Below are 25,911 nucleotides of genomic sequence, written 5' to 3' on the forward strand. Positions count from 1 at the left end.
GGTGCGCGCGACACGGCGCACGGCGAGCATCGCTCGCCTGCGCGGAAGGTTGCGGATCTGAAACATCGACCGGGCGGCGCGCGCCGCGCGTACAGCGGGCGCGCGTTGTGCGACAAGGCGGGCAGCCGGTTCGCGCCCATTTGGCGCGCGCGTTCGCCGCGCGTTTCATGCGACGACGAAGCGAACGCGCGCCTTTGCCTGCAGGAAATGTTTCATCGGCTTTACATGCGCGCGGCGGCCGGCCGCTGCGGCGCCCCGCTGCGGCGCCCGCACCGTTCAGCCGACGCGGCAATGACCGGCGTCGTCCGGCGGCGTCGCGTCCTTACCGCCGTTCTCGCCGTGATCGACGGCGTTGTCGTGATCGTTGAGCCCGTGTTCGATCATCATCCGGTACAGCGTCACACGCGAGATGCCGAGCTCGGCCGCGGCCTTGTTGATGCGATGATCGTTGCGCAGCAGCGCATTCTCGATCGCGACGCGCTCGGCAAGCGCGCGCGCCTGCTCGAGCGTCACCGGTTCGGTTTCGCCCGGCGTGTCGAGCCCGAGGTCGTGCGGCGTCAGCAGCCGGCTCTCCGCCATCACGATCGCGCGCCGCACGCGGTTGATCAGCTCGCGCACGTTGCCCGGCCACTCGTAGCGCCGCATCGCGTCGAGCGCGGCCGACGTGAAGCCGCTGATCTTGCGGCCGCTGTCGGCCTTGTACTTCTGCAGCACGTAGTGCGCGAGGATGTCGATGTCCTTGCCGCGCGCGCGCAGCGGCGGCTCGTGGATGCGCAGCACGCACAGCCGGTGATAGAGGTCGGCGCGGAAGCGGCCGGCCTCGACCGCGCCGTCGAGATCGACGTGCGTCGCCGAGATGATCCGCACGTCGACCGCGATCGACTCGTGCCCGCCTAGCCGTTCGATCCGGCCTTCCTGCAGGAAGCGCAGCAGGCTCGCCTGGCTTTCGACCGGCATGTCGCCGATTTCGTCGAGAAACAGCGTGCCGCCGTTCGCGGATTCGATGCGGCCCGCGCGTCGCTGCGTCGCGCCGGTAAACGCGCCGCGCTCGTAGCCGAACAGCTCGGACTGCAGCAGATGATGCGGAATCGCGCCGCAGTTGATTGCGACGAACGGGCCCTTGCCGCGGCCTGAGCGCTCGTGGATCGCGAGCGCGGTCAGCTCCTTGCCGGTGCCCGATTCGCCGGAGATGAACACGCTCGCGTCGGTCTTCGCGACCTTGCGGATCGTGCTGAACAGCTGCTGCATCGCCTCGCAGTTGCCGATCATCCCGTGCTCGCCGATCGACGCCGCATAAGCGGCGCCGTCGACGCGATCGAGCGCGGCCATCCCGCGCGCATGGCCGAGCACGTGCGAAATCCATTCGTACGGCAGCGGCAGCGTCACGTAATCGAAACAGTAGCTGCGGATCAGTTCGCGCACGGCCGGCCCGATCGTCACGCCGGCCTGCGCGATCGAGATCCAGCCGATCGCGGGCTGGCTCAGGCACGCTTTCAGTGCCGGATAGTCGCGCGACGTGAACCCCGAGAAATCGATCAGCCCGGCGGCGATGCCGACGCCGGACGTCATGTTCTGCGCGGCGCCGGCCGTCTTCGCGACCGACACCTCCCAGCCGAGCCCGCGCAGTTGCGCGAGCAACGGCTCGTCGGGCGTGCGCATGATCGCGAACAGCCTGCGGCCGGCCTCCGGGGCGGTAACGGAGACCGGCGGCATGTCCGGCTCCGCGTTCCGGTTTGCATCGGGTGACCTTGCAACCATCGTTGTTCCCCGCTTGGCGTTGGTATCGCGCGCCGGCTCGTCGCCGCGCACGGCGGACCTCGATCGAACCGACATAATGGCCGCATTTCAGTCCGAATAGAATCCCCTCGCGCAGCAATCGCGCGACGGGTACGGCGCCTTTGTTTCAACGGTATAGCGAGGCCGCGCGCGCACCGCTAGCTGGGTGTTATCCCTGTGGCGCCCGCGACGCACGGACGCGCGAAAACGCTCGACGGCTCGCGAAGCCGCGCCGGTGCAGGCCGGCGGCCTGTGTGCGCGACGGAGGGACGCGACATTCGATGCGGCGGCAACGGCGCGGGCGGCGTGCCGGACCGGCGCACTACGCGTGCGCAACCGGTTCCGGTTGACGATGGTCAATCGTCAGACGACATGACGCGACGTACGCGCGCGACAGCGGTGTCGCGGGTGGGCGTCAGCGGGCCGCCGAAGCCAGTGCGGCCGTCCGGCCGCGCCCGGCTGCCGCGCGGTCGTGGTCGCCGTACGCGGCGACGAGCGCGTCGACGCGGGCGAGATGATGGCGATTGTCGTGATCCCACGGATGGAACGCGGGGCGGAAATAGCTGAGCCATTCGCCGGCGATGCGCGGAAAGAGGCCGTACCGCGGCCCGTACAGGAACGCGATCGTCCGCAGCAGGCCGCGCAGCGGATGCGGAGCGGCGCGGTCGCGCCAGAGCAGCGTCACGTGCATCAGGAACACGGTCGGCCAGAACGTCAGCGTCGTGACGAGGTACACGCCGATGCGGATCAGGTAGCGCCGCAGGCCGGGCGCCATCACGCTGTTCCATACGTCGAACGACACGGCCTTGTGCTCGGTTTCCTCGAGCGCATGCCAGATCCACATCTGGCGGTAGCCGTCGACCGAACCGTCGAGACGTGTCGGATCGCGCAGGATCCAGTCCGCGAGCATCGCCGTGTAATGCTCGGCCGCGACCGTATGCGCGAGCTGCACCGAGTGCGGCAGCACGCGCTTCATGAAGCCGAGCACCTTCCAGACGCGCCGGTCGAGCTTGCGCGCGGGCAGCCGGTTCGCCTGCATCAGTTCGTTGTATTCGACGTGCTCGCGCGTATGCATCGCTTCCTGGCCGATGAAGCCGAGCACCTGACGCTTCAGCACCGGATCGTCGATCCGGTCGCGGTAGTGGCGTACCGAATCCATGAAAAAGCGCTCGCCGGCCGGAAACAGCAGCGACAGCGCGTTGAAAAAGTGGGTCACGTGCGACCCGAGGCCATGCCAGTCCTTCGCGCGTTCGACCGGCAGGTCGAAGCGCAGGTCGCGGCGCACCGGCATCACGTCGGCGGCGGTCGCGGCAGCGGCTGACTTCATTTCATCGTTCTCCTTGCAGCACGGCGTCCGGCGCCACGCGCGGGACGGCCGCACGCACGCGCCCGTGGCGCCCGAATCCTGACATCGATAACTGTAAAGATAGGTGCCGCGCATCTGCGCGCGCAAGCGGCGCGGTAGACGCGCGCTTCCAAACGGGGCACGGTCGAAAACGCGGAAAAAAAGCCGTTGGAACAGCGGTGCGCATCGCATCGATTCGAACGCGAACGCGCGTGCGGGAACGGCGTCGGCGCGCGGCCCCGCGATCCGCCTGACCGCGCCGAAGCCCGGTGCGTCGGGCCTCTGCGCCATCGGCGATGCATCGCCCGGTACGCGGCCGAGCGCGGCTGCCGCGCCGAATCATACGGAGGATGCGCTGAAGCGAGCGCCACGCGCGCGCATCGCCGACGCGCGATTCAAACGCGCGTTCCATCGGTGGTGTCGCGTGCAACGGGCCGGCATCGGATGCACGCGGGCGATCGTCGCGGCTCGCGCCGCCGGCGGCGTGCGACGGCGCATGCCGCGCTCGCCTACAATATCGGCTTTATCCCATCCCTTTTCAGGAGAAGTCATGTCTGTGATCACGACCGCATCGGGCCTCAAATACGAAGACCTGACCGAAGGCACCGGCGCGGAAGCGCAAGCGGGCCAGACCGTCAGCGTCCACTACACGGGCTGGCTCACCGACGGTCAGAAATTCGATTCGAGCAAGGACCGCAACGATCCGTTCGCGTTCGTGCTCGGCGGCGGCATGGTCATCAAGGGCTGGGACGAAGGCGTGCAAGGCATGAAGGTCGGCGGCGTGCGTCGCCTGACGATTCCGCCGCAACTCGGCTACGGCGTGCGCGGCGCGGGCGGCGTGATTCCGCCGAACGCGACGCTCGTGTTCGAAGTCGAACTGCTCGCCGTCTGACGCACGCGCCGCCGGCCGCCGCTCCGTGACGATGGAACGCATCGCCTCGCCCGCCGTGTCGCTGCGCCGCTACGATGCGTGCGAAGCGTCGGACGTGCACGACTTCCATCAGATCGTGCTCGGCGTCGACGGCGCGATGGTGATGGCCGTCGACGGCGTCGGCCGGCGCATCGATCGTCATGCGGCGTGGCTGATCCCGGCCGGCGCGCGCCACGACTATGCAGGCCTCGGCGACAATCGGCAGCTCGTGCTCGATCTGCCTGCCGCATCGCTCGCGGTGCCGCAGCGGCTGTTCGATCGTGCACGCGCCGTTGCGATCGATCCGTCGCTGAGCGCGCTCGTCGCGCGCGTGGCGGCGGCCGCCGCGCAGCTCGACGACGCGCCAGCCGCCGACGCGCAACACGCCCGTCGCTTCCAATGGCAGGCCGCCGCACGGCTGTGCGACGCGCTGCTCGACGATGCCGGCATCGGCGCGCCCGCGTCGGGCCTCGATTTCGCGCGCATCGACCGCTGGCTGCGCGCACGGCTCGCCGAGCCGCTGCGCATCGCCGATCTCGCCGCGCATTGCGGCTACGGGATGCGGCGCTTTCATCAACTGTTCGTCGAGGCATTCGGCGAAACGCCGCATCGCTATCTGCTGCGGCTGCGGCTCGATACCGCGGTCGTGCTGCTCGCAGACGGCCGTCATCCGCTCGTCGATATTGCCAGCCTCGTCGGCTTCGCCGATCAGAGCACGTTTACGCACGCGTTCACGAAGCGCTTCGGCGTCGCGCCGGGCCGCTGGCGCGGCGAACGGCATTAAGCGACGAACGGGCGCGCCGCGGCACGCATCGTATTCGACGCCCCGGTGCGGCACGCATCGCTTCAATCGGCCCTTCACACTTCCCGTCCATCGCCTCGCACGACACGCGCCGCATCGACGCTTCGCGTAGCGCTGAAACGTCCGTGCACGCAGCCGCTTACGATGAACGCATGGACACTGCCACACCTGCGTTTCCTCGCGCACTCGCGCGCATCGTCGCGACCGTCAGCGTCGGCTTCGTCGTCACGCAGCTCGACGTGACGATCGTCAATATCGCGCTCGCGCACATGGCCGCCGCGCTGCATCTGTCGCTGGCCGGTTTGCAATGGGTCGTCGATGCGTACACGCTCGCGTTCGCGGTCCTGATGCTGTCTGCCGGCGCGCTCGGCGACCGCTTCGGCGCGCGTCGCGTCTATGTCGCGGGCCTCGCGCTGTTCGCGCTCGCGTCGCTCGCATGCGGCGCCGCCGTGGCGCCCGCGATGCTGATCGCGGCGCGTGCCGTACAAGGCGTCGGCGCGGCGGCCATGCTGCCCAACTCGCTCGCGCTGCTGAACGATGCGTGCCGGCACGATCCGGCGCTGCGTGCGCGAGCGGTCGGCGCGTGGACGGCGGCCGGTTCGGTGTCGATCGCGGCCGGCCCCGTGCTCGGCGGCGCGCTGATCGCCGCGTTCGGCTGGCGCAGCATCTTCCTCGTCAATCTGCCGCTCTGTGCGGCCGGGCTCGCGGCCGCATTCGCCTGGATGCCGGCCGATCGTGCGGCGACATCGCCTGCGCCGCAGGCGCGTACGCTCGACGTGCGCGGCCAGCTCGTCGCGATCGCGATGCTGACCGCGCTCACCGGCGCGGTAATCGAATGGCGGCCGCTCGGCCTCGCGCATCCGGTCGTCGCCGGCGGCTTCGTGCTCGCGGTGCTTGCCGCCGCCGCGTTCATCGCGATCGAATCGCGCGCGGCGACGCCGATGCTGCCGCTCGCGCTGTTCCGCCGCCGCACGTTCAACGCGGCCGTGCTGTTCGGGATCTGCGTCAACCTCACGTATTACGGCACCGTGTTCGCGATCGCGCTGTACCTGCAGCGCGTACGCGGCGAATCGGCGCTGCAGGCGGGACTCGCGTTCCTGCCGCTGACCGGCGGCTTCCTGCTCGCGAATCTCGCGAGCGGCCGCGCCGTCGCGCGCTACGGGCCGCGTGCGCCGATGCTCGCCGGCGCGCTCGTCGCCGCGTTCGGCTACGGGTCGCTGCACTTCGTCGACGGCTCGACGCCGTTGCCCGCGCTGCTCGTGCCGTTCCTGCTGATTCCGTCGGGGATGGGTTTCGCGGTGCCGGCGATGACGACCGCCGTACTCGCCTCGGTCGAACCGGCGCGCGCCGGTATCGCGTCGGCCGTGCTCAATACCGCGCGACAGGCCGGCGGGGCCATCGGCGTTGCGGCGTTCGGTGCGGTGGCCGGGCGCGGCGGCGCTGTGCCGGTGGTCGACGGGCTGCGCATCGATACCGGCGTGTCGGTCGCGCTGCTGATCGCGGCCGCGCTGCTCGCCACGCGCGTGCGGCCCGATGCGCATCGCGACGCGCATGGCGGCCGCCGTCCGTTGCAGACGACGGACTGATCGGCGCGGCCGCCGCAACGGGCATACGGATCGGCACGCACACGAGCGGCCGATCGCTCAGCGCGGCGTCGCGTCGCCGGCTTCACCGACCTTTTTCACGAACGTGTCCGCGGGCTTCAGCGGCCGACCGTCGTCCTGCCGCAGTGCGAGCTTGCGCAGCGCGCGGCCGGTCTTGCGATCGACCAGCACCGAATGCGGCTCGCCGCGCGCGAACAGGTTCGCTTCGCCCCACTGGCGCAGCATCACGATGACCGGAAACAGTCCCTCGCCCTTCTTCGTCAGGACGTATTCCTGATACGCGCTGCCGTCCGAGGCCGGCACGACGTCGAATACGCCGGCCTCCACGAGCATCCTCAACCGGTCCGACAGAATGTTGCTCGCGACGCCGAGGCTCGTGCGGAAATCGCCGAACCGGCGCACGCCGTCGAACGCGTCGCGCACGATCAGCAGCGCCCAGCGATCGCCGACGATGTCGGTCGCGCGCGCGACCGGGCAATGCGAATCCGCCAGACTTTTCTGCCTCGCCATCTTCTCCTCCACTGGCCTGCCGGCGCCTGCACGGCGACACCGGCGATCCGTGCCCGGGCCCCATGCCCATCGCACAACGAGTTGCATTTTAAAACTACTTTTCCTACACTCCAACCAGTTTCAATTTGCAACTACATCAGGCACGACAAAACCGATGACTTCTTCCTGTTCTTCCGGCGCCGCGGCGCACGGCGCCGGTCCGTGCGCGGATCGCCTCTCTACCGCGCGCGTCGCGCTGCTGGCGACATGTTGTGCGGCAAGCGTGGCGAACGTCTACTACGCGCAACCGCTTCTCGACGCGATCGCACGCGATTTCGCGGTGCCGGCGGCCGCGATCGGCGCGGTCGTCACGGCCACGCAGCTCGGCTGTGCGCTCGCGCTGCTGTTCGTCGTGCCGCTCGGCGATCGCCTGAATCGCAAGCGGCTGCTCGCCGTCCAGCTCGTGCTGCTCGCGGCGGCCTGCGTCGGCGTCGCCGCCGCGTCGACACGCATCGCGCTGCTCGTCGGCATGGTCGCGGTCGGCCTGCTCGGCACCGCGATGACGCAGGGATTGATCGCCTGTTCGGCCGCACTCGCGGGCGCCGGCGAACGCGGCCGCGTGGTCGGCGCCGCGCAGGGCGGCGTCGTGATCGGGCTGCTGGCCGCGCGTTCGGTCGCGGGCGCGGTGACCGACGTCGCCGGCTGGCGTGCCGTCTATCTCGTGTCGGGGGCGCTCGCGATCGCGATGCTCGTCGGGCTGTCGCGGCTCCTGCCGGACACGGACGCACCGCGCGAACGGATCGGCTATGCGGCGCTGCTGCGCTCGATGGCGTCGCTGCTGCGCGACGAACGCACGCTGCGCGTGCGCGGTGCGATCGCGCTGCTGATGTTCGCGGCGTTCAGCATTTTCTGGAGCGCGCTCGTGCTGCCGCTCAGCGCGCCGCCGCATGCGATGTCGCATACGCAGATCGGCGCGTTCGGCCTCGTCGGCGCGCTCGGCGCGGCCGCGGCCGCCCGCGCGGGCCGGCTCGCCGATCGCGGATACGGTCAGGCGACGACCGGCGCCGCACTCGCGCTGCTCGTGTCGTCATGGCTGCCGCTCGCGTTCGGCGAAACGTCGATCGCGCTGCTGATCGTCGGGATCGTGCTGCTCGACGTCGGCGGACAGGCCGTTCACGTCGTCAATCAGAGCATGATTCTCGGCGTACGCCCCGATGCGCATGCGCGTGTCGTCGGCTGCTACATGCTGTTCTATTCGGCCGGCAGCGGGCTCGGCGCGATCGCCTCGACGTCGATGTATGCGTACGCGGGATGGAGCGGCGTATGCGTGCTCGGCGCGACCGTCAGCGCGGCGGCGCTCGTCGTGTGGGCGGCGACGCTCGAGCGCAAGCGGGCACCGGCGTAGCACGCGTCGCGCTGCCGGACGACAAAAAAAAGGTTCATCGCAGGAAACCGTGGAGGGTTTAAGAGCGATTGCGTAACCTGACGCCTGACTTTAAGGACGTCAGGAGAGGCAATTGCTCGATCGCAAGGCACTTGAGGCACTGGGCTGCTGGACGGGTTACCGGCTGGAGCGTGTGGAATGGCCGGAAGGCGAAGGCCGTACGCTGTCGCTGTATTTAAAGCCGGTCGGCAAGATCATGTACTGCGAGCAATGTGGGGCACGCTGCCAGCGGATCCAGGAGACGACGGTTCGTCGGGTGCGTGACTTGCCGCTATTCGAATACCGGGTGGTGTTGCATGTGCCTCGTCGCCGGGTCTGGTGCGAACGCTGCGGCGGCCCGCGCCTGGAGAAGCTGGCGTGGCTGGGCCGTTACCAGAGAGTGACGGAGCGCTTCGCCAAGGCTTGCGAGAAACTGCTGCAAGCGGCCAGCGTGCAGGCGGTGGCGGCCTTCTACGATCTGGGCTGGCACACGGTCAAATCGATCGACAAGATGCGCCTGCGGGCGCGCGTGAGCGAGCCCGATTGGTCAACGATCCGCTATCTGGCGATGGACGAGTTCGCGCTGCATAAAGGTCATCGCTACGCCACGGTGGTGGTCGACCCGATCAGCCGGCAAGTACTCTGGATCGGACCGGGACGCTCGCGTGAGACGGCCCGGGCCTTCTTCGAACAGCTTCCCGAAGGCGCGGCCAAGCGTATCGAAGCGGTCGCGATCGACATGACCACGGCCTATGAACTCGAAATCAGGGAACAGTGTCCGCAGGCGGAAATCGTCTTCGACCTGTACCACGTCGTGGCCAAGTACGGCCGCGAAGTGATCGATCGGGTGCGGGTCGATCAGGCCAATCAACTCCGACATGACAAGCCAGCCCGCAAGGTTCTGAAGTCCAGCCGCGGGCTGTTGCTGCGCAACCGCCACAACCTCAAGCCGGATCAGGCCGTGCACCTGAAGGAATTGCTGGCGGCCAATCAGGCGCTGTTATGCGTCTACGTGTTACGTGACGAGCTCAAGCGGCTCTGGTTCTACCGAAAGCCGGCCTGGGCGCAAAAGGCTTGGGAACAATGGTTCGAGCAGGCTCAGCAAAGTGGGATCGCGGCCCTGCAAAAGTTCGCCGAGCGTCTGCAGGGCTACTGGCACGGCATCGTGACTCGCTGCCGCCATCCACTCAATACCAGCATCGTTGAAGGCATCAACAACACCATCAAGGTCATCAAGCGTCGAGCTTACGGGTACCGCGACGACGAATACTTCTTCCTCAAGATTCGCGCCGCGTTCCCCGGTAATCCTCGATGAACCAAAAAAAACCGGCTCGCCCGGATCGAGCGGCCGGTTCGCGAACCGGCCGCGCCACACACGCCGATTCGCGCTTCGCCGCGGCGCCCATGCCGGGCGCGGCGGCAACACACCACCTACAACCTGCAACCCGCAGCGACGCTCAGCCCGCCGCGAGGATCGCCTCCTCGTACACGCCGGCGACGCGTCGCGCGATCACCGCGTTGTCGAAATGCTCGCGCGCATAGCGCTTGCACGCCGCCTCGTCCGGCAACGCAATCGCGCCCGACAGCGCGGCGCCAAGCCCTTCGGCAATCGCATCGGCGCCCGTCGACGGCAGCACGAGATCGCTCGACAACCCGGCCACCGCCTCGGGCAGGCCGCCCACCGGCGTCACGAGCACCGGCGTGCCGGACGCGAGCGATTCGACCGTGATCAGCCCGAAGCCCTCGAGCGCGACGGTCGGCACGACGCTGACCGTCGCCGCGCGATAGAGCGCCGCGAGATGCTGATCGGGCACGAAGCCGAGCAGCTTCACGTTGTCCTGCAGCCCGGCTGCGTCGATGCGCTGCTGCAGCTCCTCGGCGAGCTTGCCCTTGCCGGCGATCAGCAGCAGCACATCCGGATGGCGGCGCTTCACGATTCCGATCGCGTCGACGAGATCCTCGAGCCCCATCCGCCGCACGAGACGACGCACCGCGAGCACGATCGGCCGATCCTGCGGCAGCTGCAGTCGCTGCCGTGCCTCGGCCGGCGTGAGCGGCGTGTCGAACTGCGCGGTGTCGACACAGCCCGGAATCACGCGCACGCGCGACGGATCGATCCCGTAGCGTTGCGTGAGGATCTGGCCGAACGCCTGCGACAGCACGATCAGCCGCGACGAACGCGCATACACGGCCTGTTCGAGATAGCGCTTCGCGCGCTGGCCGAGCGACGCGGCGCCCTCGACCTGGCTCTCGTCGGCCCACGGCCCCTGAAAGTGCGACACCTGCGGAATCCCGCGCGTCACGTCGAGGCCCGGAAACGTATACAACGCGAAGTGCGACGAGATCACGTCGGGCCGCGCGCTGCGAATTTCCTCGCGCAGCGCGCGCCGCGCGGCGAGCATCCGGCGGGCGAGCGGCTGCGACGCGGGGCCGAAGCCCTGGATCGCACCGCCCGTGTCGTCGGCGACCTTCGGCGAGCCGGCGACGAGCCCGCGCACCTCGACGCCCGCGCCGGGCAGCGCGCCGACGAGCGAGTAATACATGCGGTCGAGACCGCCCGCGCGTTCGGGAAACCAGTGCATGCCGATCTGCAGCGATTTGATCGGCCGGGAAGAAGAGGACATCACGATTGCTCCTGCGTGACCGCATGCTCGACGCGCGCGAACGCGGACGGCTGCGGAGGTTGGCCGATGCGCCGGTACAGCGCAACGTACTGGGCGCCCATGTGGGCCCAGCCGAAACGGGTCATCAGTTCGCGCGCGGCCGCGCCCATCGCACGGCACGTGTCGCGCGACGCCGCGAGCAGGTCGATCGCCTGCGCGAGCGCGTCCGGATCGTCCGGATCGTCGAGCACGATCCCGCAATCGCGCGTGATGATCTCGGCGCCGCCCGCGGTGCGCGCGGTGACGACAGGCAGCCCCGCCGCCATCGCTTCGAGCAGCGACAGGCTCATCGCTTCGTAGCGCGACGGAAACACGTACGCGTCGACCGAGCGCATCAGCGTCGGCATGTTCTTGACGAGACCGAGGAAGTGCACGCGTGCGCCGAGGCCGAGCGCGCGCGCCTCGTCCGGATACGGGCTGCCGGGCAGATAGCCGGCGACCGCGAGATGCACGTGTTCCGGCAGCTTCGTCAATGCCTTCAGCACGGTGCCGAGGTTCTTGCGCGGCGTGCGCAGATCGCCGACGAACAGCAGCAGGAACGCATCGCGCGGCAGATCGAACGCTGCGCGGTCCGCGTGCGCATCGGCGAATGCGCTGCCGTCGACGCCGTTGTAGATCACGCCGATCTTGCTGCGGTCGATGCCGAGTGCCGCGATTTCGTCGGCGACCTTCTGCGACACCGCGGTGATCGCGCGCGAACGCCGGTACGCCCAGCGCTCGAGCGCGGTATTCACGCGCGTGTACACGTACTGGTACGCGGACCACAGCCCTTTGGTCGGCGCGAACGGATAGTACGGGCTCTTGAACCAGCCGCCGTGCACGAAGTGCGCGGTGTTCACGTCGGCCTTGATCCACGAGATGAAGCCGTTCACGTGCAGCACGTCGTACGCATCGCGGTGCGTGCGCAGCCACCACGCGCTCTTCAGCGCGAACACTTGCTGCCGCACGAGATTCGACGGCCAGAAGCGCCCGACCTTCACGGGCACCCAGCGCACGCGCGGATCGGCGAGCAGCTCCGGCGCGACGTGCGACGCGACGAGCGTGACCTCGCATTGTTCGGCCAGCGCCGCGCGCGCGATTTCGTAATTGACGCGGCCCTGGCCGTCGTTATGACGCACGACGTGCGTGACGATCGCGATTCTCAATGGTCGTCTCCCCGTAAACGCGCGGCGGCCGGCAGACGCTGAAGCCTCTGCCAGTGCGCCGCGGAAAGAATCGAAAAAATGGCGGTAAACAACAGCAGGCCGCCCGTGCCGATCAGCGAGTTCGTGAACACGAGCATCGCGAATACCGACAGGCACAGGCTCAGGCAGGCGCCGACGAACTTGTCGTCGCGCAGCCTGAACGACGCGCGCACCGTGCGGCCGAGCAGCATCACGAAGCCCGCGAGATAGAGCAGCGTGCCGGGCCAGCCGAGCACGAACGGCACGTTCATCACGCCGCTGTCGAAGCTGCCGTACTTGCCGAGCTCGCCGCTGTCGCTCGACAGCTTCGTCGACGCGCCCGTCGCGCCCATCCCTTCGCCGGCGACGTCGGTGAACGCGGTTTCCGCGAAGGTCGCGTAGAACTTGTTGCGATCGTCGTAGCTGCGGTCGTCCTTCAGGTTCACGATCGACTGCAGACGCTGGCCGAGACGATCGGCGACGGGGCCGACGGTCAGCAACGGCACGCACAGGCCGACCAGCACGACGCCGCTGATGAGAATCCGCATCCGCACGCGGTTGCTCGACTGCACGAGCTGGATCGCGAGCGCGATTACCCAGCCGCCCCACGTCGAACGCACGAGACAGAGCGCGAACGACACGAAGCCGGCGGCGCCCGCGAACCAGCGGATCTTCTGCGGTGCGACCAGCACGAACACGAGCGCGCCCATCATCGCGAATGCGAACGGCCCCGACGAATTCATCGTGCTGAACACGCGCACGCCGTACGGCACGGGCTCGCCCTGCGAGCCCATCTGCGAGCCGACCATCCACAGCACGTCCCACTGCGGCATCACGAAGTACTGGACGATGCCGTACACGCCCATCACGAGCATGCCCCAGATGAAGGTCGACAGCAGCACGTCGCGGTACGCCGGATAGTTGCGCGCGTTGACCATGATGTGAAAGCCGATCAGCACCGGATACAGCCAGTTCGCGAGGTCGTAGGTCGCGGCCATCAGGCCGCTCGACACGATCCCGACGAGATAGGCGTAGGTCAGTCCGAACAGGATCAGCAGCACCGGAATCCCGCGCCGCTGCGCGAGCACGCGGTAATGCCGCAGCAGCCCGAAGGCGGCGATCATCGTCACGGCGAGCGGCGCGACCTGGATCAGGCTCGTCGGCGTGAAGGCGCCTTTCGACCAGTCGGCAAGACGCCGCACCTCGGGACTCAGGAACCACACCCACCACATGAAGCCGACGTAGCGCGCCGGGCTCTTGAAGTACAGCCAGATGCCGACCGCGATCGCGAGCACCGGAAACGCGAACGTCAGCACGCGTCCCTGATGCGCGGCGATCAGCGCGGCCGTGATCGTCCACAGCGCAGCCTGCCCGGCCCACTGCGTCGGCTCGGCGAACCGGCTGCGCTTGCGCGCCGGCGCGCGTTCGGCGGCAAGCGTGCTCATCGCGACGACGGCCGGGAATCGGCGAGCGGCATCGCGACGCCGGCGGCCGCCGCGGGCGTGCGGCGCCGGCGCAGCAGCTCGCGCGTGATGCGCACGTGCTGCTCCGCGAACGCCTGTGTGGTCAGATCGCACGCACGCAGCCGCTCGACGGCGGCGCGCGCACAGGCGAGCGCCGCGAGCGGCTCGGCCGCGAAGCGATCCGCCGCGTCGCGCATCGCCTGCGCGTCGAACGGCGGCACGTACGCGGCCGTGTCGTGCGGGAAGTAGTCGGTCAGGCCGCCGACGTCGGACACGATCATCGGCTTGCCGAGCGCCGCCGCCTCGAGCATCACGGTGATGCCCGACGCATGAAAGTTGGGCCGCAGCGGCACGACGATCACGTCGGCCCACGCGTACAGCTCGTGCTGCTTGGCGAGGCCCGACGCGGAGCCGATCGCGACGTTCGGCGCGTGCCACGCGCGCGGCACGCGGCGACGCGTCGCGAGCCGCACCTCGTAGCGCTCATCGCCGCCGAACGCGGCGAGAAACGTGCGCCAGTCGCGGTCGCGATCGTTGCCGATCGCCGCGATGCGCAGCGGACGATGCGGCTGCCACGGCTGCGGATCGCGGATCGGAAAGTCCTGCGTGTTGAGCCCGTAGTAGACGAACTCCGCGTCGCGGCCCAGATAGCGGCGGCACAGCGCCGCGTTGTCGCGCGCGAGCGTGGTCAGCACGTCGGCGCGCGCGAGCAGCTTGCGGTACAGCCAGCGGCGCGGGCCGCCGAAGCTTTGCCATTTATCGAACAGCCAGACGCTCTGTGCGAGCAGCAGCGGCCGCTTGCCCTGCGCGCCCGCGAGCTTGAGGATCAGCGCGGCGGCCAGATGCTCCTGTTCGGTATGCGTCCAGATCACGTCCGCGTCGAGCAGCGCCGCGCGGTTGCGCCATGCGTGCACGATGTCGAAACCGAGCGCGGCCTTCAGCGCGCGGCGCGCGATGCCGACCACGCGCGGCTCGCGCCGGTCGGCCGAATACGTGAGCCGGAATTCGTCCGATTCCGCGTGGTGATAGCCGTACAGACAGCCGATGTTGTCGCCTTTCCGGTAAGTACGCGGATCGGCGCCGTAAAACAGATGCACGTGGACCTTGGTGGCGGTCATGCGAGCCCTCCGGGTGCGGCCGCGCGCGCATGCGCGCGCAGCCCGTTCATGGCGTGACCGGCGGCATCGCCGCACGGCGCGGGGCAACGGTGGTGCGACGCGCGTCGCGCGCGCCGCGGCGTACGGCGCGCCAGTGCGCGAGCACGCGCGCGCGGCGCGACGTCGGCAGCGCGAGCAGCAGGTGCGCGAGGCCCGGATAGACGCGCGTGCCGACGAGCGTCCACCACCACCAGGCGATCTCGCGCCGCAGCGGCGGCAGATGCTCGCGCAGCGTCAGCTGCAGGTTGTATGCGCCGTTCGCGATCGCGTTCAGCGATGCCGCGTCGCGCCGGTCGTCGTCGAAGCGCTCGGCCGGATAGTGATCGACCGCGATCGCCGGGTCGTACATCAGCTTCCAGCCGGCGCGCTGCACTTCCATGCTGAACGCGGTGTCGTTATGCGTCTGCGCGCCCGCGCCGCGCAGACGCGTGTCGAAGCGCAGGCGCGCGATCGCCGCGCGCCGATAGCTCATGTTCGCGCCCTTCAGCGTGTCGACTTCGCGCGCGCCGCCGACGCCGAGGTGGTGGTTGCCGATGATCTTGCCGGACAGCGTGAGCCGGCCGACGCATTCGCGCGACTCGTCGAGCACGCGGCCCTTCTCGTGCACCCAGTCGCGTCCGCCGACCGCGCCGACACGCGGATCGGCCGCGAACGCGGCCTCGATCCGCGCGAGCCAATCGGCGCGCGGCGCCGCATCGTCGTCGGTGATCGCAACGATGTCGCCGCTTGCCGTGTCGAGGCCCTTGTTCAGCGCGGCGACCTGCCCCGGCACGTCGACCGGCACGATCCGCAGCGGCAGCCCGCCGCCGACCGCCGGATCGGCGAGCCGTTCGTGCGTGGCGTCGTCCTCCGGACGCGCGACGACGATCACCTCGTCGGGCAGCCGCTGCTGACGCTGCAGCGCCAGCAGGCAGCGCGCGAGGTCGGCCGGGCGCCGGTAGGTCGGAACGAGCACGGAAATTTTCATGGTCGGTTCTCCCGTCGGCCGGGCGGCCGCATCGCGCGACGGCCCGGTGTCGTGCAGCGCGTTCATGCGCTCAGGTATTCGTGGACGGCCGCATAGCCGCGGCCGTAGCCGCGCGTCTTCGGCGCCACGCCGTTGAAGATCCCGCCTTCGAGATCGACGCCCGCGGTGCGCAGCCGCTTGATCGCGTCCGCGATCTCGCCCGCCGTGTGCATGCCCGAGCGCAGCACGAGGAACGTCGAGCCTGCCATGCGGCCGATGATCGTCGCGTCGGTCACCGCGAGCACCGGCGGCGAATCGATCAGCACGACGTCGTAGCGCTTGCCGAGCCCTTCGAGGTATTGCGGCAGCCGCGCCGACATCAGGAGCTCGGAGGGGTTCGGCGGACGCGTGCCGGCCGCGATGAACGACAGCCCCTGCACCGGCGTTTCGCGCACCGCCTCCTCGAGCGCCGACTGGCCGCTCAGCAGTTCGGACAGGCCCGGCTGCGCGGTCAGCCCGAAGTAGCGGTCGAGCACGCCGCGGCGCATGTCGGCGTCGATCAGCAGCACGCGCTTGCCCGAATGCGCGAGCAGCACCGCGAGGTTCACGGTCAGGAAGCTCTTGCCGATGCCGGGCGTCGGCCCGGTCAGCACGATCACGCGGTTCTTCGCGTCCATCATCGCGAACTGCATCGCGGTACGCAGGCTGCGCAGGCTTTCGACGCTGAGATCCTTCGGACGCAGGCTCGCGAGGATCGGCCGCGTGCGGCCGCCGCTCTTCTCGGCCGCCGCGTCGAGCTTCGCCTGCTCGGCGCTCTGCGGCACGAGCCCGTAGAGCGGCAGGTTGAACGCGCGCTCGACGCGGTCCGGATCCTCGATGCCCTGGAACAGGTTGCGGCGCAGGAACACGACGCCCGTGCCGAGGATCAGCCCGAGGAACACCGCGGCCGACAGGATCAGCACCTTCTTCGGCTTGACCGGCGCGCCCGGACGCAGCGCCGAGTCGATCAGATGGATGTTGCCGCCCGTGCCGGCCTTCTGCACCGACAGCTCCTGCACGCGGTTCAGCAGCAGCACGTAGATGTCTTCGGCGACCTTCGCGTCGCGCTGCAGCTGCACGGCCTTCACTTCGGTGGCCGGCAGGCTGCGGAAGCGGTTGCTGAATTTCTCCTTCTCGCCCTGCAGTTCCGCGAGCTGCTGCTTCGCGGCGATCACGAGCGGATGCGAATCGGTGAAGCGCTGCGCGAGCGACGCGAGCTGCAGCCGCTGCGCGGCGATCTGCTGTTCGTACTGCACGCTGCCTTCCAGATAGACCTTCGCCTCGTCGCTCGCGTTGATCGAGCCCGACGTGCGCTGGTACTGCGTCAGCGCGGCTTCCGCGCGTTCGAGATCGGCCTTCAGGCGCGGTTCCTCGCCCTTCAGGAAGTCGAGCATCTTGGTCGCCTCGGCCTGCTTCGCGATCACATGCTGGTGCAGATACGACTGCGCGAGCGCGTTGGCGATCGCGGCCGTCTGCTCCGGATCCTTGCCTTCGAGCGAGATCTGCACGACGCCCGTCTGCTTGCCCTGCTCGGACACCTGGATGCCCGACTGGAAGCCGGTGATCGCGTCGAGATCGTTGTAGCGCGTAACCGTAAACTGCGTGCCGGGGCGCGCGACGAGCTTCTGCACGAGCAGCGTGACGCCGCCGCCCTGCGCCGACTCGCCGACGCGGCCGGTCAGCAGCCGCATGCCGTTCTCGTCGGTCAGCACGTAGTTGCCGTTCGGCCCGGCCGTCAGCGTCAGCTTCTTGCCCTCGAGCGCGGGCACGACGTTGATCGAGTCGATGTCGGCGATCTCGCCGCCCCACGCGTACGATTTCAGGCCGAGCCACGGACGCGCCGGTTCGCCGGGCGTCGCAAGCCGCGCCGTGAGGCTGCCGAGCAGCGGGATCGTCTTCGGCACGACCGAGAAGTTCAGCTTGAACTGCTCGACGACCGGCGCGACCACGCCGCGGCTCTTGATGATCTCGATCTCCGCATCGGTCGGCGCCTGCTGCGGGCCGCTGTTGATCATCGCGCCGGTCTGCGTCTGCGTGAGCGCCTGCGTCGTGTTGTCGTTGCCCTCGACGCGCACGTGCACGTCCGCCTGATACACCGGCTTCGCGACGTAGCAGTAGAGGCCGGCGAGCGCGACGACCGCCACCGCGATGCCGAGCAGCAGCCAGATGTCGTCGAGGATCACCTGCAGCAGCTGGCCGAGGACGACGTCCTCTTCGTCGGTCTTCGCGGTCGGATCCGCGTAGGAGTGTTTCGCTTGCGTGTTCACCATTCGTTCCCGCTTGAGTGGTGCCGGGGCGCAGACGCCGCCCCGGCGGATGGCCGCCCTGTGCGGCGTCAGCGCGTGATCTGCCGCATGTAGAAGATCGTCTGGATCGTCGGCAGCACCTGCTGCAGCACGCGGTTGAACTGCACCGAGCCCGCAGTGCTCACGTACACGACGTCGAGCGGCTGCAGCGGGAAGCGGCTCGACAGCATCAGCGCGTCGGGCTGCGTCATGTCGAGACGGAACACTTCGGGCTTCGTCGGGTTGTCGCGCATCCCGCGCATCACGTAGATCTTGCGCGGGTTCGCGTCGGTGTCGAGAATCCCGCCGCCGGCCGTCAGCGCATCGGCGATCGTCAGGCGGCCCTTGAGCATCGGCACCGTGACCGGCGTCTTCACCTCGCCCATGATGAACACGCGGCTGTCGCTGCGGTCCGGCACGTTGATGATGTCGCCCGGCTGCAGCATCACGTTCTGCTGCACTTCGCCGCGGTCGAGCACGCCGTTCGCGTCGAGCGTGTACAGCTTGCCGTCGCGCGTGAGGCGCACGCGCTGCAGGTCGGCCTCGGCCGTCGAGCCGCCCGAGCGCGAGATCGCGTCGACGAGCGTCAGCGGCACGTCGCTGACCGCGAGCGGGCCCGGCTGCTTCACCTCGCCCGTCACCTGCACCTTCTGGCTGCGGAACGACAGCACGCGCACGTCGATCTGCGGATTCTTCACGTAGCGCGCGAGGCGCGAGGTCAGCTCGTCGCGGATCTGCCCGACCGTCTTGCCGGCCGCGCGGATGCGCCCGACGAACGGGAAATAGATCGTGCCGTCCGCGGCGACGGTCTGTCCGTACGGATCGGCCTGGCCCGGCAGCGCGCTCGTATACGGCTGCTGCAGCGCGCCCGCGACGGTCTGCGTCGTGTTGCCGCCGCTCGAGAACGACTGGCCCTGCGGCGTCGTCAGCTCCGGGTGATCCCACACGGTGACGCCGAGGATGTCCTGCGGGCCGACGTGATACACGTACTGCGACGGATCCGTGTAGCGGCCCGGCGGCAGCGGATGCTCGACCTGCTGCTTCTGCAGCTGGTCCATCACGAGCTTGGCGTCGATGTAATGAACCGGATAGGTTTCGGGCTGGCCCTGCCGGCCGTCGTCCTTCAGGTTCGACGAGTCGAGGTAGTTGCCGGGGGCGGTCGCGCACGCGGACAGGAAAGTCGTCAGCGCGACGGCAAGCGCCACCGGGCGCATCGAGCGTTTCAGCATAGTTTTTGCAGCCATCCTTGAACCAGACGTTCGATCAATGAGTAGCTCTCGCGATAGTCGGCCTCGGGGCCGCCATGCGGATCGGCGATCTCGGCGTCTTCCCACTTGCCGAGCAGATGAACCTTGCCGCGCGCGAACGGATCGATCGCTTCCACGGCCGCGATCTGCGCACGCTCGCTGACGAGGATCAGGTCCGCGTCGCGCACGATGCGTCGCGACAGCCGCCGCGACCGGTGCGTCGTCGCATCGACGCCGCGCTCGGCGAGCAGCCGCCGCATCACCGGATCGATGCCGTCGCCGTCGTTCGCGCGAACGCCGGCCGAATGAAACGTCGCACGCGGCCCACCGCGCGATGCGGCGTGCGACTTGAACAGCATTTCCGCCGCGGGGCTGCGGCAGACGTTCGCGTGACAGACGATCAGGATGTTCCGGAACATGGCGTGTCGTGACGAGTAGCGGAAAACGGCGCGTGCACCGGTCACGCGCTGGCGCGGGCGGCGCCCGGCGCGCGCGCGGCGACGGCCTGCCGCGAGCCCGGACGGCCGATCGGGTGATACTCGATGCCGTGCTCGCTCATCGTGTCGGGCTCGTAGAGGTTGCGGCCGTCGAAGATCACGGGCGCTTTCCACAGCCGGCCGAGCGCGGCGAAATCGGGGCTCTTGAACGCCTTCCATTCGGTGACGATCACGAGCGCATCGGCATCGCGCGCGGCCTGCGCCTCGTCGTCGACGAAGCTGAGCCGTTCGAGCCACTCCGGACGATCGGCGAGATCGAGCGTGAGCACGCGGCGCGCCTCGCGCTGCGCGACGGGGTCGTACGCGGCGACGCGTGCGCCGCGCGACAGCAGCTCGGCGATCAGTTCGCGGCTCGGCGCCTCGCGCATGTCGTCGGTGTTCGGCTTGAACGCGAGCCCCCAGAGGCCGAACGTGCGGCCCGTCAGATCCTCGCCGAAGCGCGCGACGATCTTCTCGGCAAGCACGCGCTTTTGCGCGGCGTTCACCGACGACACGGCCTTCAGGATCTGCAGCGTATGCCCGTGTTCATCGGCCGTGCGGATCAGCGCCTCGACGTCCTTCGGGAAGCACGAGCCGCCGTAGCCGCAGCCGGCATAGAGGAAGTGATAGCCGATGCGCGGATCGGAGCCGATCCCGCGCCGCACCGATTCGATGTCGGCGCCGAAACGGTCGGCGAGGTTCGCGAGCTCGTTCATGAACGAGATGCGCGTCGCGAGCATCGCGTTGGCCGCGTACTTCGTGAATTCGGCGGAACGCACGTCCATGTACAGCGTGCGTTCGTGATTGCGGTTGAACGGCGCGTACAGCTTCTTCATCACCTCGCGGGCGCGCTCGCCCGGCACGTCGTCGTCGCAGCCGATCACGATGCGGTCGGGCCGCGTGAAGTCGTCGACCGCCGCCCCTTCCTTCAGAAACTCCGGGTTCGACACGACCGAGAACATCGAATCGTCGCCGCGCTTCGCGAGCTCTTCCGCGACCGCCGCGCGCACGCGCTCCGCAGTGCCGACCGGCACCGTCGACTTGTCGACGATCACCTTGAAGCCCTTCATGTAGCGGCCGATGTTGCGCGCGGCCGCGAGCACGTACTGCAGGTCGGCCGAGCCGTCCTCGTCGGGCGGCGTGCCGACCGCGATGAACTGCACGTCGCCGTGCGCGACGGCCGCCTCGACGTCGGTCGAAAAACGCAGGCGGCCGGCCGCGCGGTTGCGCGCGATCACTTCCTTCAGGCCCGGCTCGTGGATCGGCACGCCGCCGTCGTTCAGCACGTCGATCTTCGCTTGGTCGACGTCGAGACAGAACACGTCGTGGCCGATGTCGGCGAGACAGGCGCCCGTGACCAAACCTACGTAACCGCTGCCGATGATAGTGAGATTCATGATGTGTCGGACCTCTTGACCAATGATTCGAAATTCGTGAAGCCGCGCATGCGGCGCCGCGTCAGTACGCGTTGCTGCCCGTGAAGCCTTTCCACAGCGTCAGCGCGACGATCTTGATGTCGAGCCAGAACGACCAGTTCTGCATGTAGTACAGATCGAGCTTCACGCGCCCCATCATCTTCTCGATCTGGTCGGTCTCGCCGCGATAGCCGTTGATCTGCGCCCAGCCGGTGATGCCGGGCTTGATCCGGTAGCGGAACATGTAGCCCTTGACCAGATCCTTGTAGATGTCGTCGTGCGCGAGCGCATGCGGACGCGGACCGACGACCGACATTTCGCCCTTCAGCACGTTGATGAACTGCGGCAGTTCGTCGAGGCTCGTGCGGCGCAGGAACCGGCCGACGGGCGTCACGCGCGAGTCGTTCTTGGTCGCCTGCGTCACCGTGCCCGCCGCTTCCTGATGCACCTTCATCGAGCGGAACTTGTAGATCTCGAACTCGTGTCCGTCGATGCCCTTGCGCTTCTGCCGGAAGAACACGGGCCCCGGCGAGGTCGCCTTGATCAGGCACGCGATCACGAGCATCAGCGGCGCGAGCATCACGAGCGCGGCAAGCGCGAACATCCGGTCGAACACGAACTTCGGCAGGATCCGCACGTCGGTGATCGGCGACGCCGCGAGGTTGATGGCCGGCACGCCGAGCACCTCGACCACTTCCTGGTTGAAGAACGACAGACTGCGCACGTCCGGAATGAAGCGGATGTTGACGAAGTCGTGACGAAACACCGTGACGATCTGATGAATCCGCCGCTCTTCCGAAATCGGCAACGTCAGCCACAGCTCGCGGATCGCGCGGCTGCGCACGAGCCAGACCAGCGATTCGAACTGCCGCTCGATACGCACGTCGTCGAGCGCGACGTCGCCGGGCGCCGCGTCCTCGTCGTACACGCACACCGGGTTGAAGCCCGCCTCCGGACGCGCACGCATCTGCGCGATCAGCCGCCGCGCAGCCGGCGTGCCGCCGACGATCGCGACCGCCTTCAGGTTGAAGCCGCCGCGACGCAGCCGCCGCAGCACCGCATGCACGCACGCCTTCGAGCCGGCGAGCAGCGTGACCGTCGCGATCGCCCAGTAGCCGAGCCACAGCCGCGACAGTTCGCCCGACTGATGAAAGCTGAAACTCATCAGGATGCCGGCAAGCTCGACGACGAGCCATGCGAACGCGACGCGGCCCATCAGCCCGACGAGCCGCTTGCCGCGCCAGGACTGATAGATGCCGAATGCAGGAAAGCACACGACGACGAGCAGGCAGTCGAACAGCACCATCGTGCGCTGCAGGTCGCTGAACCACACGTTGCCGCGATGCAGCGCGGCGGCGATCAGCGCTCCCGCCACGACCATCGCGATATCGATGACTCTCGCCAGCACGCTCAACATGTTCGCTTCCTCTTTGAACAGTCGTTTGCCGAACAGCTCCTCGTGCAGCCCGTGCCGCACCTTCGATTCAAACGTTGCATGTCGCTATTGAACCGACAAGAAAATTCCTCCCGCAAGCGCACAAGTATTTCGAAAAATAATCGGCAATTCTTGCCGCGCGGTTCGCGAATTAAATCGGCATGTTTTCCCGCTTATTTCCACCGACGCGCATATTTCGGAAGCATTTCGTCGGCCTGAACCCGTTGTCGGGTCTATCTCGGCGGCCGGTGCGCCGAATTATTTTTTATTTTTTTATCGTGCTGCCCGCGAGGCGCGGAAAATTTTCCCGTGGCAATGAAACGGCAATGATAGACAAAGGCGTCCGATTTTATTGTCGATTTACTTCGTGCTACAACGAAAGGCACTGACTTCAATCGAGGAGAGTGCCATCATGAATGCCCCGACCGTGACGGCCGACACGCACGACGTCGCCGCTGCCGCCCCTGCCGTCGGCACGCGCGTCGCCGTGCAGCCGGTGATCCTTGCCGGCGGTTCCGGCACGCGCCTGTGGCCGATGTCGCGCGAACACTATCCGAAGCAGCTGATCGGCCTGCTCGGCGACCATTCGCTGCTGCAGTCCACCGCGCTGCGTCTCGACGGCCTGACGGCCGGCCATCCGCTGAACGACGACGTGCTGATCGTCTGCGGCGAAGATCATCGCTTCACGACCGCCGAACAGTTGCGTCTGACCGGCAAGCGCGCATCGATCGTGCTCGAGCCGATCGGCCGCGACACCGCGCCCGCGCTGACGCTGGCCGCGCTGAAGATCGTCGCGAGCGGCGACGATGCAGTCATGACCGTGATGCCGGCCGACCATGCGGTCGCCGATCTGCCGCGCTTTCACGCGGCCGTCGCGGCCGGCGTGCACTGCGCGGCGCAAGGCCGCATCGCGACGATGGGCATCGTGCCCGACCGCGCGGAGACGGGCTACGGCTACATCCGCGTCGGCGCGCCGCTCGGCGACGCCGGCACCGGCAGCCTCGACGTGCGCCGCCTCGACCGCTTCGTGGAGAAGCCGCATCTCGAACTCGCGCAGCAGTACGTCGCGTCCGGCGAATACTGGTGGAACAGCGGGATCTTCATCGTGCGCGCGTCGGTCTGGCTGAACGCGATCCGCGAACTCGAGCCCGCGATCTATGCGGCCTGCGAGCAGGCGATCGCGCAGGGTCGCGACGACGGCGACTTCTTCCGCGTCGATCGCGACGCGTTCGCCGCGTCGCCGTCGAACTCGATCGACTACGCCGTGATGGAGCCGCTCGCGAACCGGCCGTCGCTCTGCGAAAGCGTCGTCGTGCCGCTCGATGCGGGCTGGTCCGACGTCGGGTCGTGGGACGCGATCTGGCAGATCCTGCCGAAGGACGATGCGGACAACGTCGGCCGCGGCCACGTGCTGTTCGAGAATGCCGACTCGACGTTCGCGCATGCGGAAAGCCGGCTCGTCGCGTGCGTCGGCACGCATAATCTCGTCGTCGTCGAAACGCCGGACGCCGTGCTCGTCGCCGACAAGTCGCGCGTGCAGGACGTGAAGAAAATCGTCGGGCGCATCAAGGCCGAACACGGCGCGGAAGCGACCGACCACCGCAAGGTGCATCGTCCGTGGGGCCATTACGATTCGGTCGACATGGGCGAGCGCTTCCAGGTCAAGCGCATCGTCGTGAAGCCCGGCGCGCGGCTGTCGCTGCAGATGCATCATCATCGCGCCGAGCACTGGATCGTCGTGCGCGGCACCGCGCGCATCACGCGCGGGGACGAGACGTTCCTGCTGTCGGAGAACGAATCGACCTATATCCCGCTCGGCGTCTCGCATCGCCTCGAGAATCCCGGCAAGATGCCGCTCGAGCTGATCGAGGTGCAGTCGGGCGCGTATCTCGGCGAAGACGACATCGTGCGCTTCGACGATACGTACGGCCGTCAGTAACGCGAAAAGAAACGGGGCGCCGCATCGCGGCACCCCGGCATCGAACGGCTGATCGTCGAACGCGCGCGGGCAAGGCCCGCGCGTGTCGCGTACGCGCCGTTCAACCGACGCGATACGCGTATTCGTGGCGATCGCCCTGCCCCGGATCGTTGCGGCTCTCCGCCAGCGCGCCCGAAGAACGACGCTCGGCGATGAAGCGCTTGATGTCCGACTCCGCACGCGCGAGCGCGGACAGCCCGGCGATCACTTCGCTTTGCGGCGCACGCAGCGGCGTGTCGCTTGCACCGTGTCGGTCGACCCACTGACGCGCCCAGTCGAGCGCATACTGCTCGGCTTCCTCCGGATCGGTGAAGCGCGGGCCGATCAGCCCCGAGCGTTCGACGCGCCGGTCGTCCTGCACGATCTCGGCCCAGGCGCGATACATCAGGTTCTGCACCGGCTGCGCGATGCCGTAGATCGTATAGCCGCGATACTCGTCGATCTGCGGCTCGGCGGAGCCGAAGCTCGCGGACGACACGCGCGCATGACGCAGCGGCGAGCCGGGCACCGCGAACGACGTGCGGCGCGGCGCCTCCTCTTCGTCGTGCGGGGCGACGTGCGACGCGCCTTCTCCGTTCCACGCGGGCGATTGCGCGACCGGCAGTTGCCACGACTCCGGGTTCTGCCAGAACACGCCGCGCAGGCGCGCGGCTTCCGGCGCCGGTTCCGCGGGGCACGCGGGCGCGGCCGGTGCGGGCGGCGGCGGCACGTAGGCGAACGTGCGGCCGCTGAACTGCGTGAGCACGTCGATCATCTGCAACAGCGTGCCGTTCGCGAGCCATTCCTCATAGCGGCGACGACACGTAGGGCCCGACGGATAGCGTCCCGGCAATTTCGACCAGGCCTCGCCCGTGGTCAGGATCCAGAGCACCGCATTGGCGACGACGCGCGGCTCAGCGCGCGGCCGGCCCCGGCGGTTCAGCCGGATGGGTTCATCGGCGATCAGCGGTGAAAGACGAAACCACTCTTCATCGTTAAGCTCATCGAAGAACATAGTAGATCTCTCCACGCAGCCAGGCCGGGGCTGCGATCGGCGGCGCCGCTGCGACGGGTCGCGGCGGCGGCCAGGTTGCACATTATGGTTATCCGGTTGTGCATGCCGGCTCGACACCGCACAGCGACGGTGCCGCGATTCCCGGCAATGGCGCACAGATCGCGGTCTCACTCCAATGTGGGAATTTTTGTGCACGAAGCATACCACCGCTAGGGTTTGTCTCAATATGACAATGACTTAATGTTACGTACTGAAACAACCTGCCAAACATGCCGATTCCGTTTATCGATCGATTTTTTTA

Annotated in this window: 20 protein-coding genes; 6 read left to right on the plus strand and 14 right to left on the minus strand. The window is 68.2% G+C overall.

Annotated elements, in window-relative coordinates:
• Nucleotides 1–276: 276 nt before the first annotated feature.
• Nucleotides 277–1,758 carry a sigma-54 dependent transcriptional regulator gene (locus tag BCR55_RS19095; protein ID WP_035487925.1) on the minus strand — a complete coding sequence of 494 codons (1,482 nt, stop codon included), beginning with the start codon at nucleotides 1,756–1,758 and terminating at the stop codon, nucleotides 277–279.
• A 433-nt stretch (nucleotides 1,759–2,191) separates the two neighbouring features.
• The gene (locus BCR55_RS19100; RefSeq protein ID WP_006404166.1) at nucleotides 2,192–3,103 is read right to left on the minus strand and encodes a metal-dependent hydrolase; all 912 of its coding nucleotides are present in this window, start codon (nucleotides 3,101–3,103) and stop codon (nucleotides 2,192–2,194) included.
• 568 nt (nucleotides 3,104–3,671) lie between these two features.
• Between BCR55_RS19100 and BCR55_RS19105 the strand changes: the two genes are divergently transcribed.
• The 3 genes from BCR55_RS19105 (at nucleotide 3,672) to BCR55_RS19115 (ending at nucleotide 6,419) form a co-directional block, all read left to right on the plus strand.
• On the plus strand, nucleotides 3,672–4,013 hold the full coding sequence (locus tag BCR55_RS19105; protein WP_012217466.1) for an FKBP-type peptidyl-prolyl cis-trans isomerase: 342 nt from the start codon (nucleotides 3,672–3,674) through the stop codon (nucleotides 4,011–4,013).
• Nucleotides 4,014–4,044: 31 nt separating this feature from the next.
• On the plus strand, nucleotides 4,045–4,815 hold the full coding sequence (locus BCR55_RS19110) for an AraC family transcriptional regulator (RefSeq protein WP_065495449.1): 771 nt from the start codon (nucleotides 4,045–4,047) through the stop codon (nucleotides 4,813–4,815).
• A 170-nt stretch (nucleotides 4,816–4,985) separates the two neighbouring features.
• Nucleotides 4,986–6,419, plus strand: coding sequence for an MFS transporter (locus BCR55_RS19115; protein ID WP_065495451.1), 1,434 nt, complete (start codon nucleotides 4,986–4,988; stop codon nucleotides 6,417–6,419).
• A gap of 57 nt (nucleotides 6,420–6,476) precedes the next feature.
• Here the strand turns inward: BCR55_RS19115 and BCR55_RS19120 are convergent, their stop codons facing one another.
• Nucleotides 6,477–6,947, minus strand: coding sequence for a helix-turn-helix domain-containing protein (locus tag BCR55_RS19120; protein ID WP_006410397.1), 471 nt, complete (start codon nucleotides 6,945–6,947; stop codon nucleotides 6,477–6,479).
• Nucleotides 6,948–7,101: 154 nt separating this feature from the next.
• On the opposite strand from BCR55_RS19120, the gene BCR55_RS19125 reads away from it, so the two are divergent.
• Both BCR55_RS19125 and BCR55_RS19130 read left to right on the plus strand, forming a co-directional pair.
• Nucleotides 7,102–8,331, plus strand: a complete 1,230-nt coding sequence (locus BCR55_RS19125) for an MFS transporter (RefSeq protein WP_006404170.1) — start codon at nucleotides 7,102–7,104, stop codon at nucleotides 8,329–8,331.
• A gap of 112 nt (nucleotides 8,332–8,443) precedes the next feature.
• Nucleotides 8,444–9,664: an ISL3 family transposase gene (locus BCR55_RS19130; RefSeq protein WP_065495255.1), complete on the plus strand. Its 1,221-nt coding sequence runs from the start codon at nucleotides 8,444–8,446 to the stop codon at nucleotides 9,662–9,664.
• A 142-nt stretch (nucleotides 9,665–9,806) separates the two neighbouring features.
• Here BCR55_RS19130 and BCR55_RS19135 read toward each other — a convergent pair whose 3' ends face one another.
• The 10 genes from BCR55_RS19135 to BCR55_RS19180 all read right to left on the minus strand — a co-directional run bounded on the left by BCR55_RS19135 (nucleotide 9,807) and on the right by BCR55_RS19180 (nucleotide 22,620).
• Entirely contained in the window at nucleotides 9,807–10,973 is a 1,167-nt protein-coding gene (locus BCR55_RS19135; RefSeq protein ID WP_065495453.1) for a glycosyltransferase family 4 protein, read from the minus strand.
• Nucleotides 10,973–12,157, minus strand: a complete 1,185-nt coding sequence (locus BCR55_RS19140; RefSeq protein ID WP_006404172.1) for a glycosyltransferase family 4 protein — start codon at nucleotides 12,155–12,157, stop codon at nucleotides 10,973–10,975. Before BCR55_RS19140 ends, BCR55_RS19135 begins: the two co-directional genes overlap by 1 nt.
• Entirely contained in the window at nucleotides 12,154–13,620 is a 1,467-nt protein-coding gene (locus tag BCR55_RS19145) for a hypothetical protein (RefSeq protein ID WP_006404173.1), read from the minus strand. Before BCR55_RS19145 ends, BCR55_RS19140 begins: the two co-directional genes overlap by 4 nt.
• Nucleotides 13,617–14,756, minus strand: coding sequence for a glycosyltransferase family 4 protein (locus BCR55_RS19150; RefSeq protein WP_006404174.1), 1,140 nt, complete (start codon nucleotides 14,754–14,756; stop codon nucleotides 13,617–13,619). The genes BCR55_RS19145 and BCR55_RS19150 overlap by 4 nt, the downstream gene beginning before the upstream one ends.
• Nucleotides 14,757–14,802: 46 nt before the next feature.
• Entirely contained in the window at nucleotides 14,803–15,762 is a 960-nt protein-coding gene (locus tag BCR55_RS19155) for a glycosyltransferase family 2 protein (protein WP_035955982.1), read from the minus strand.
• A 62-nt stretch (nucleotides 15,763–15,824) separates the two neighbouring features.
• Nucleotides 15,825–18,050 carry a polysaccharide biosynthesis tyrosine autokinase gene (locus BCR55_RS19160; RefSeq protein ID WP_006404175.1) on the minus strand — a complete coding sequence of 742 codons (2,226 nt, stop codon included), beginning with the start codon at nucleotides 18,048–18,050 and terminating at the stop codon, nucleotides 15,825–15,827.
• A 65-nt stretch (nucleotides 18,051–18,115) separates the two neighbouring features.
• Complete coding sequence (locus BCR55_RS19165) at nucleotides 18,116–19,294, minus strand: polysaccharide biosynthesis/export family protein (protein ID WP_006399392.1); 1,179 nt, start codon at nucleotides 19,292–19,294, stop codon at nucleotides 18,116–18,118.
• On the minus strand, nucleotides 19,288–19,731 hold the full coding sequence (locus tag BCR55_RS19170) for a low molecular weight protein-tyrosine-phosphatase (RefSeq protein ID WP_006399391.1): 444 nt from the start codon (nucleotides 19,729–19,731) through the stop codon (nucleotides 19,288–19,290). Before BCR55_RS19170 ends, BCR55_RS19165 begins: the two co-directional genes overlap by 7 nt.
• A gap of 41 nt (nucleotides 19,732–19,772) precedes the next feature.
• Nucleotides 19,773–21,185 (minus strand): UDP-glucose/GDP-mannose dehydrogenase family protein, encoded by a 1,413-nt coding sequence (locus BCR55_RS19175; RefSeq protein WP_065495455.1) that lies wholly within the window; start codon nucleotides 21,183–21,185, stop codon nucleotides 19,773–19,775.
• 61 nt (nucleotides 21,186–21,246) lie between these two features.
• Entirely contained in the window at nucleotides 21,247–22,620 is a 1,374-nt protein-coding gene (locus BCR55_RS19180; protein WP_035488198.1) for an undecaprenyl-phosphate glucose phosphotransferase, read from the minus strand.
• Nucleotides 22,621–23,050: 430 nt separating this feature from the next.
• On the opposite strand from BCR55_RS19180, the gene BCR55_RS19185 reads away from it, so the two are divergent.
• Nucleotides 23,051–24,577, plus strand: a complete 1,527-nt coding sequence (locus BCR55_RS19185; RefSeq protein WP_006404181.1) for a mannose-1-phosphate guanylyltransferase/mannose-6-phosphate isomerase — start codon at nucleotides 23,051–23,053, stop codon at nucleotides 24,575–24,577.
• 100 nt (nucleotides 24,578–24,677) lie between these two features.
• Here the strand turns inward: BCR55_RS19185 and BCR55_RS19190 are convergent, their stop codons facing one another.
• Nucleotides 24,678–25,610, minus strand: a complete 933-nt coding sequence (locus BCR55_RS19190) for a transposase (RefSeq protein WP_006404182.1) — start codon at nucleotides 25,608–25,610, stop codon at nucleotides 24,678–24,680.
• Between the last annotated feature and the right edge of the window lie 301 nt (nucleotides 25,611–25,911).

The sequence above is a fragment of the Burkholderia sp. CCA53 genome, assembly GCF_001685525.1.
In the GTDB taxonomy this organism is placed as follows: Bacteria; Pseudomonadota; Gammaproteobacteria; order Burkholderiales; family Burkholderiaceae; genus Burkholderia; species Burkholderia multivorans.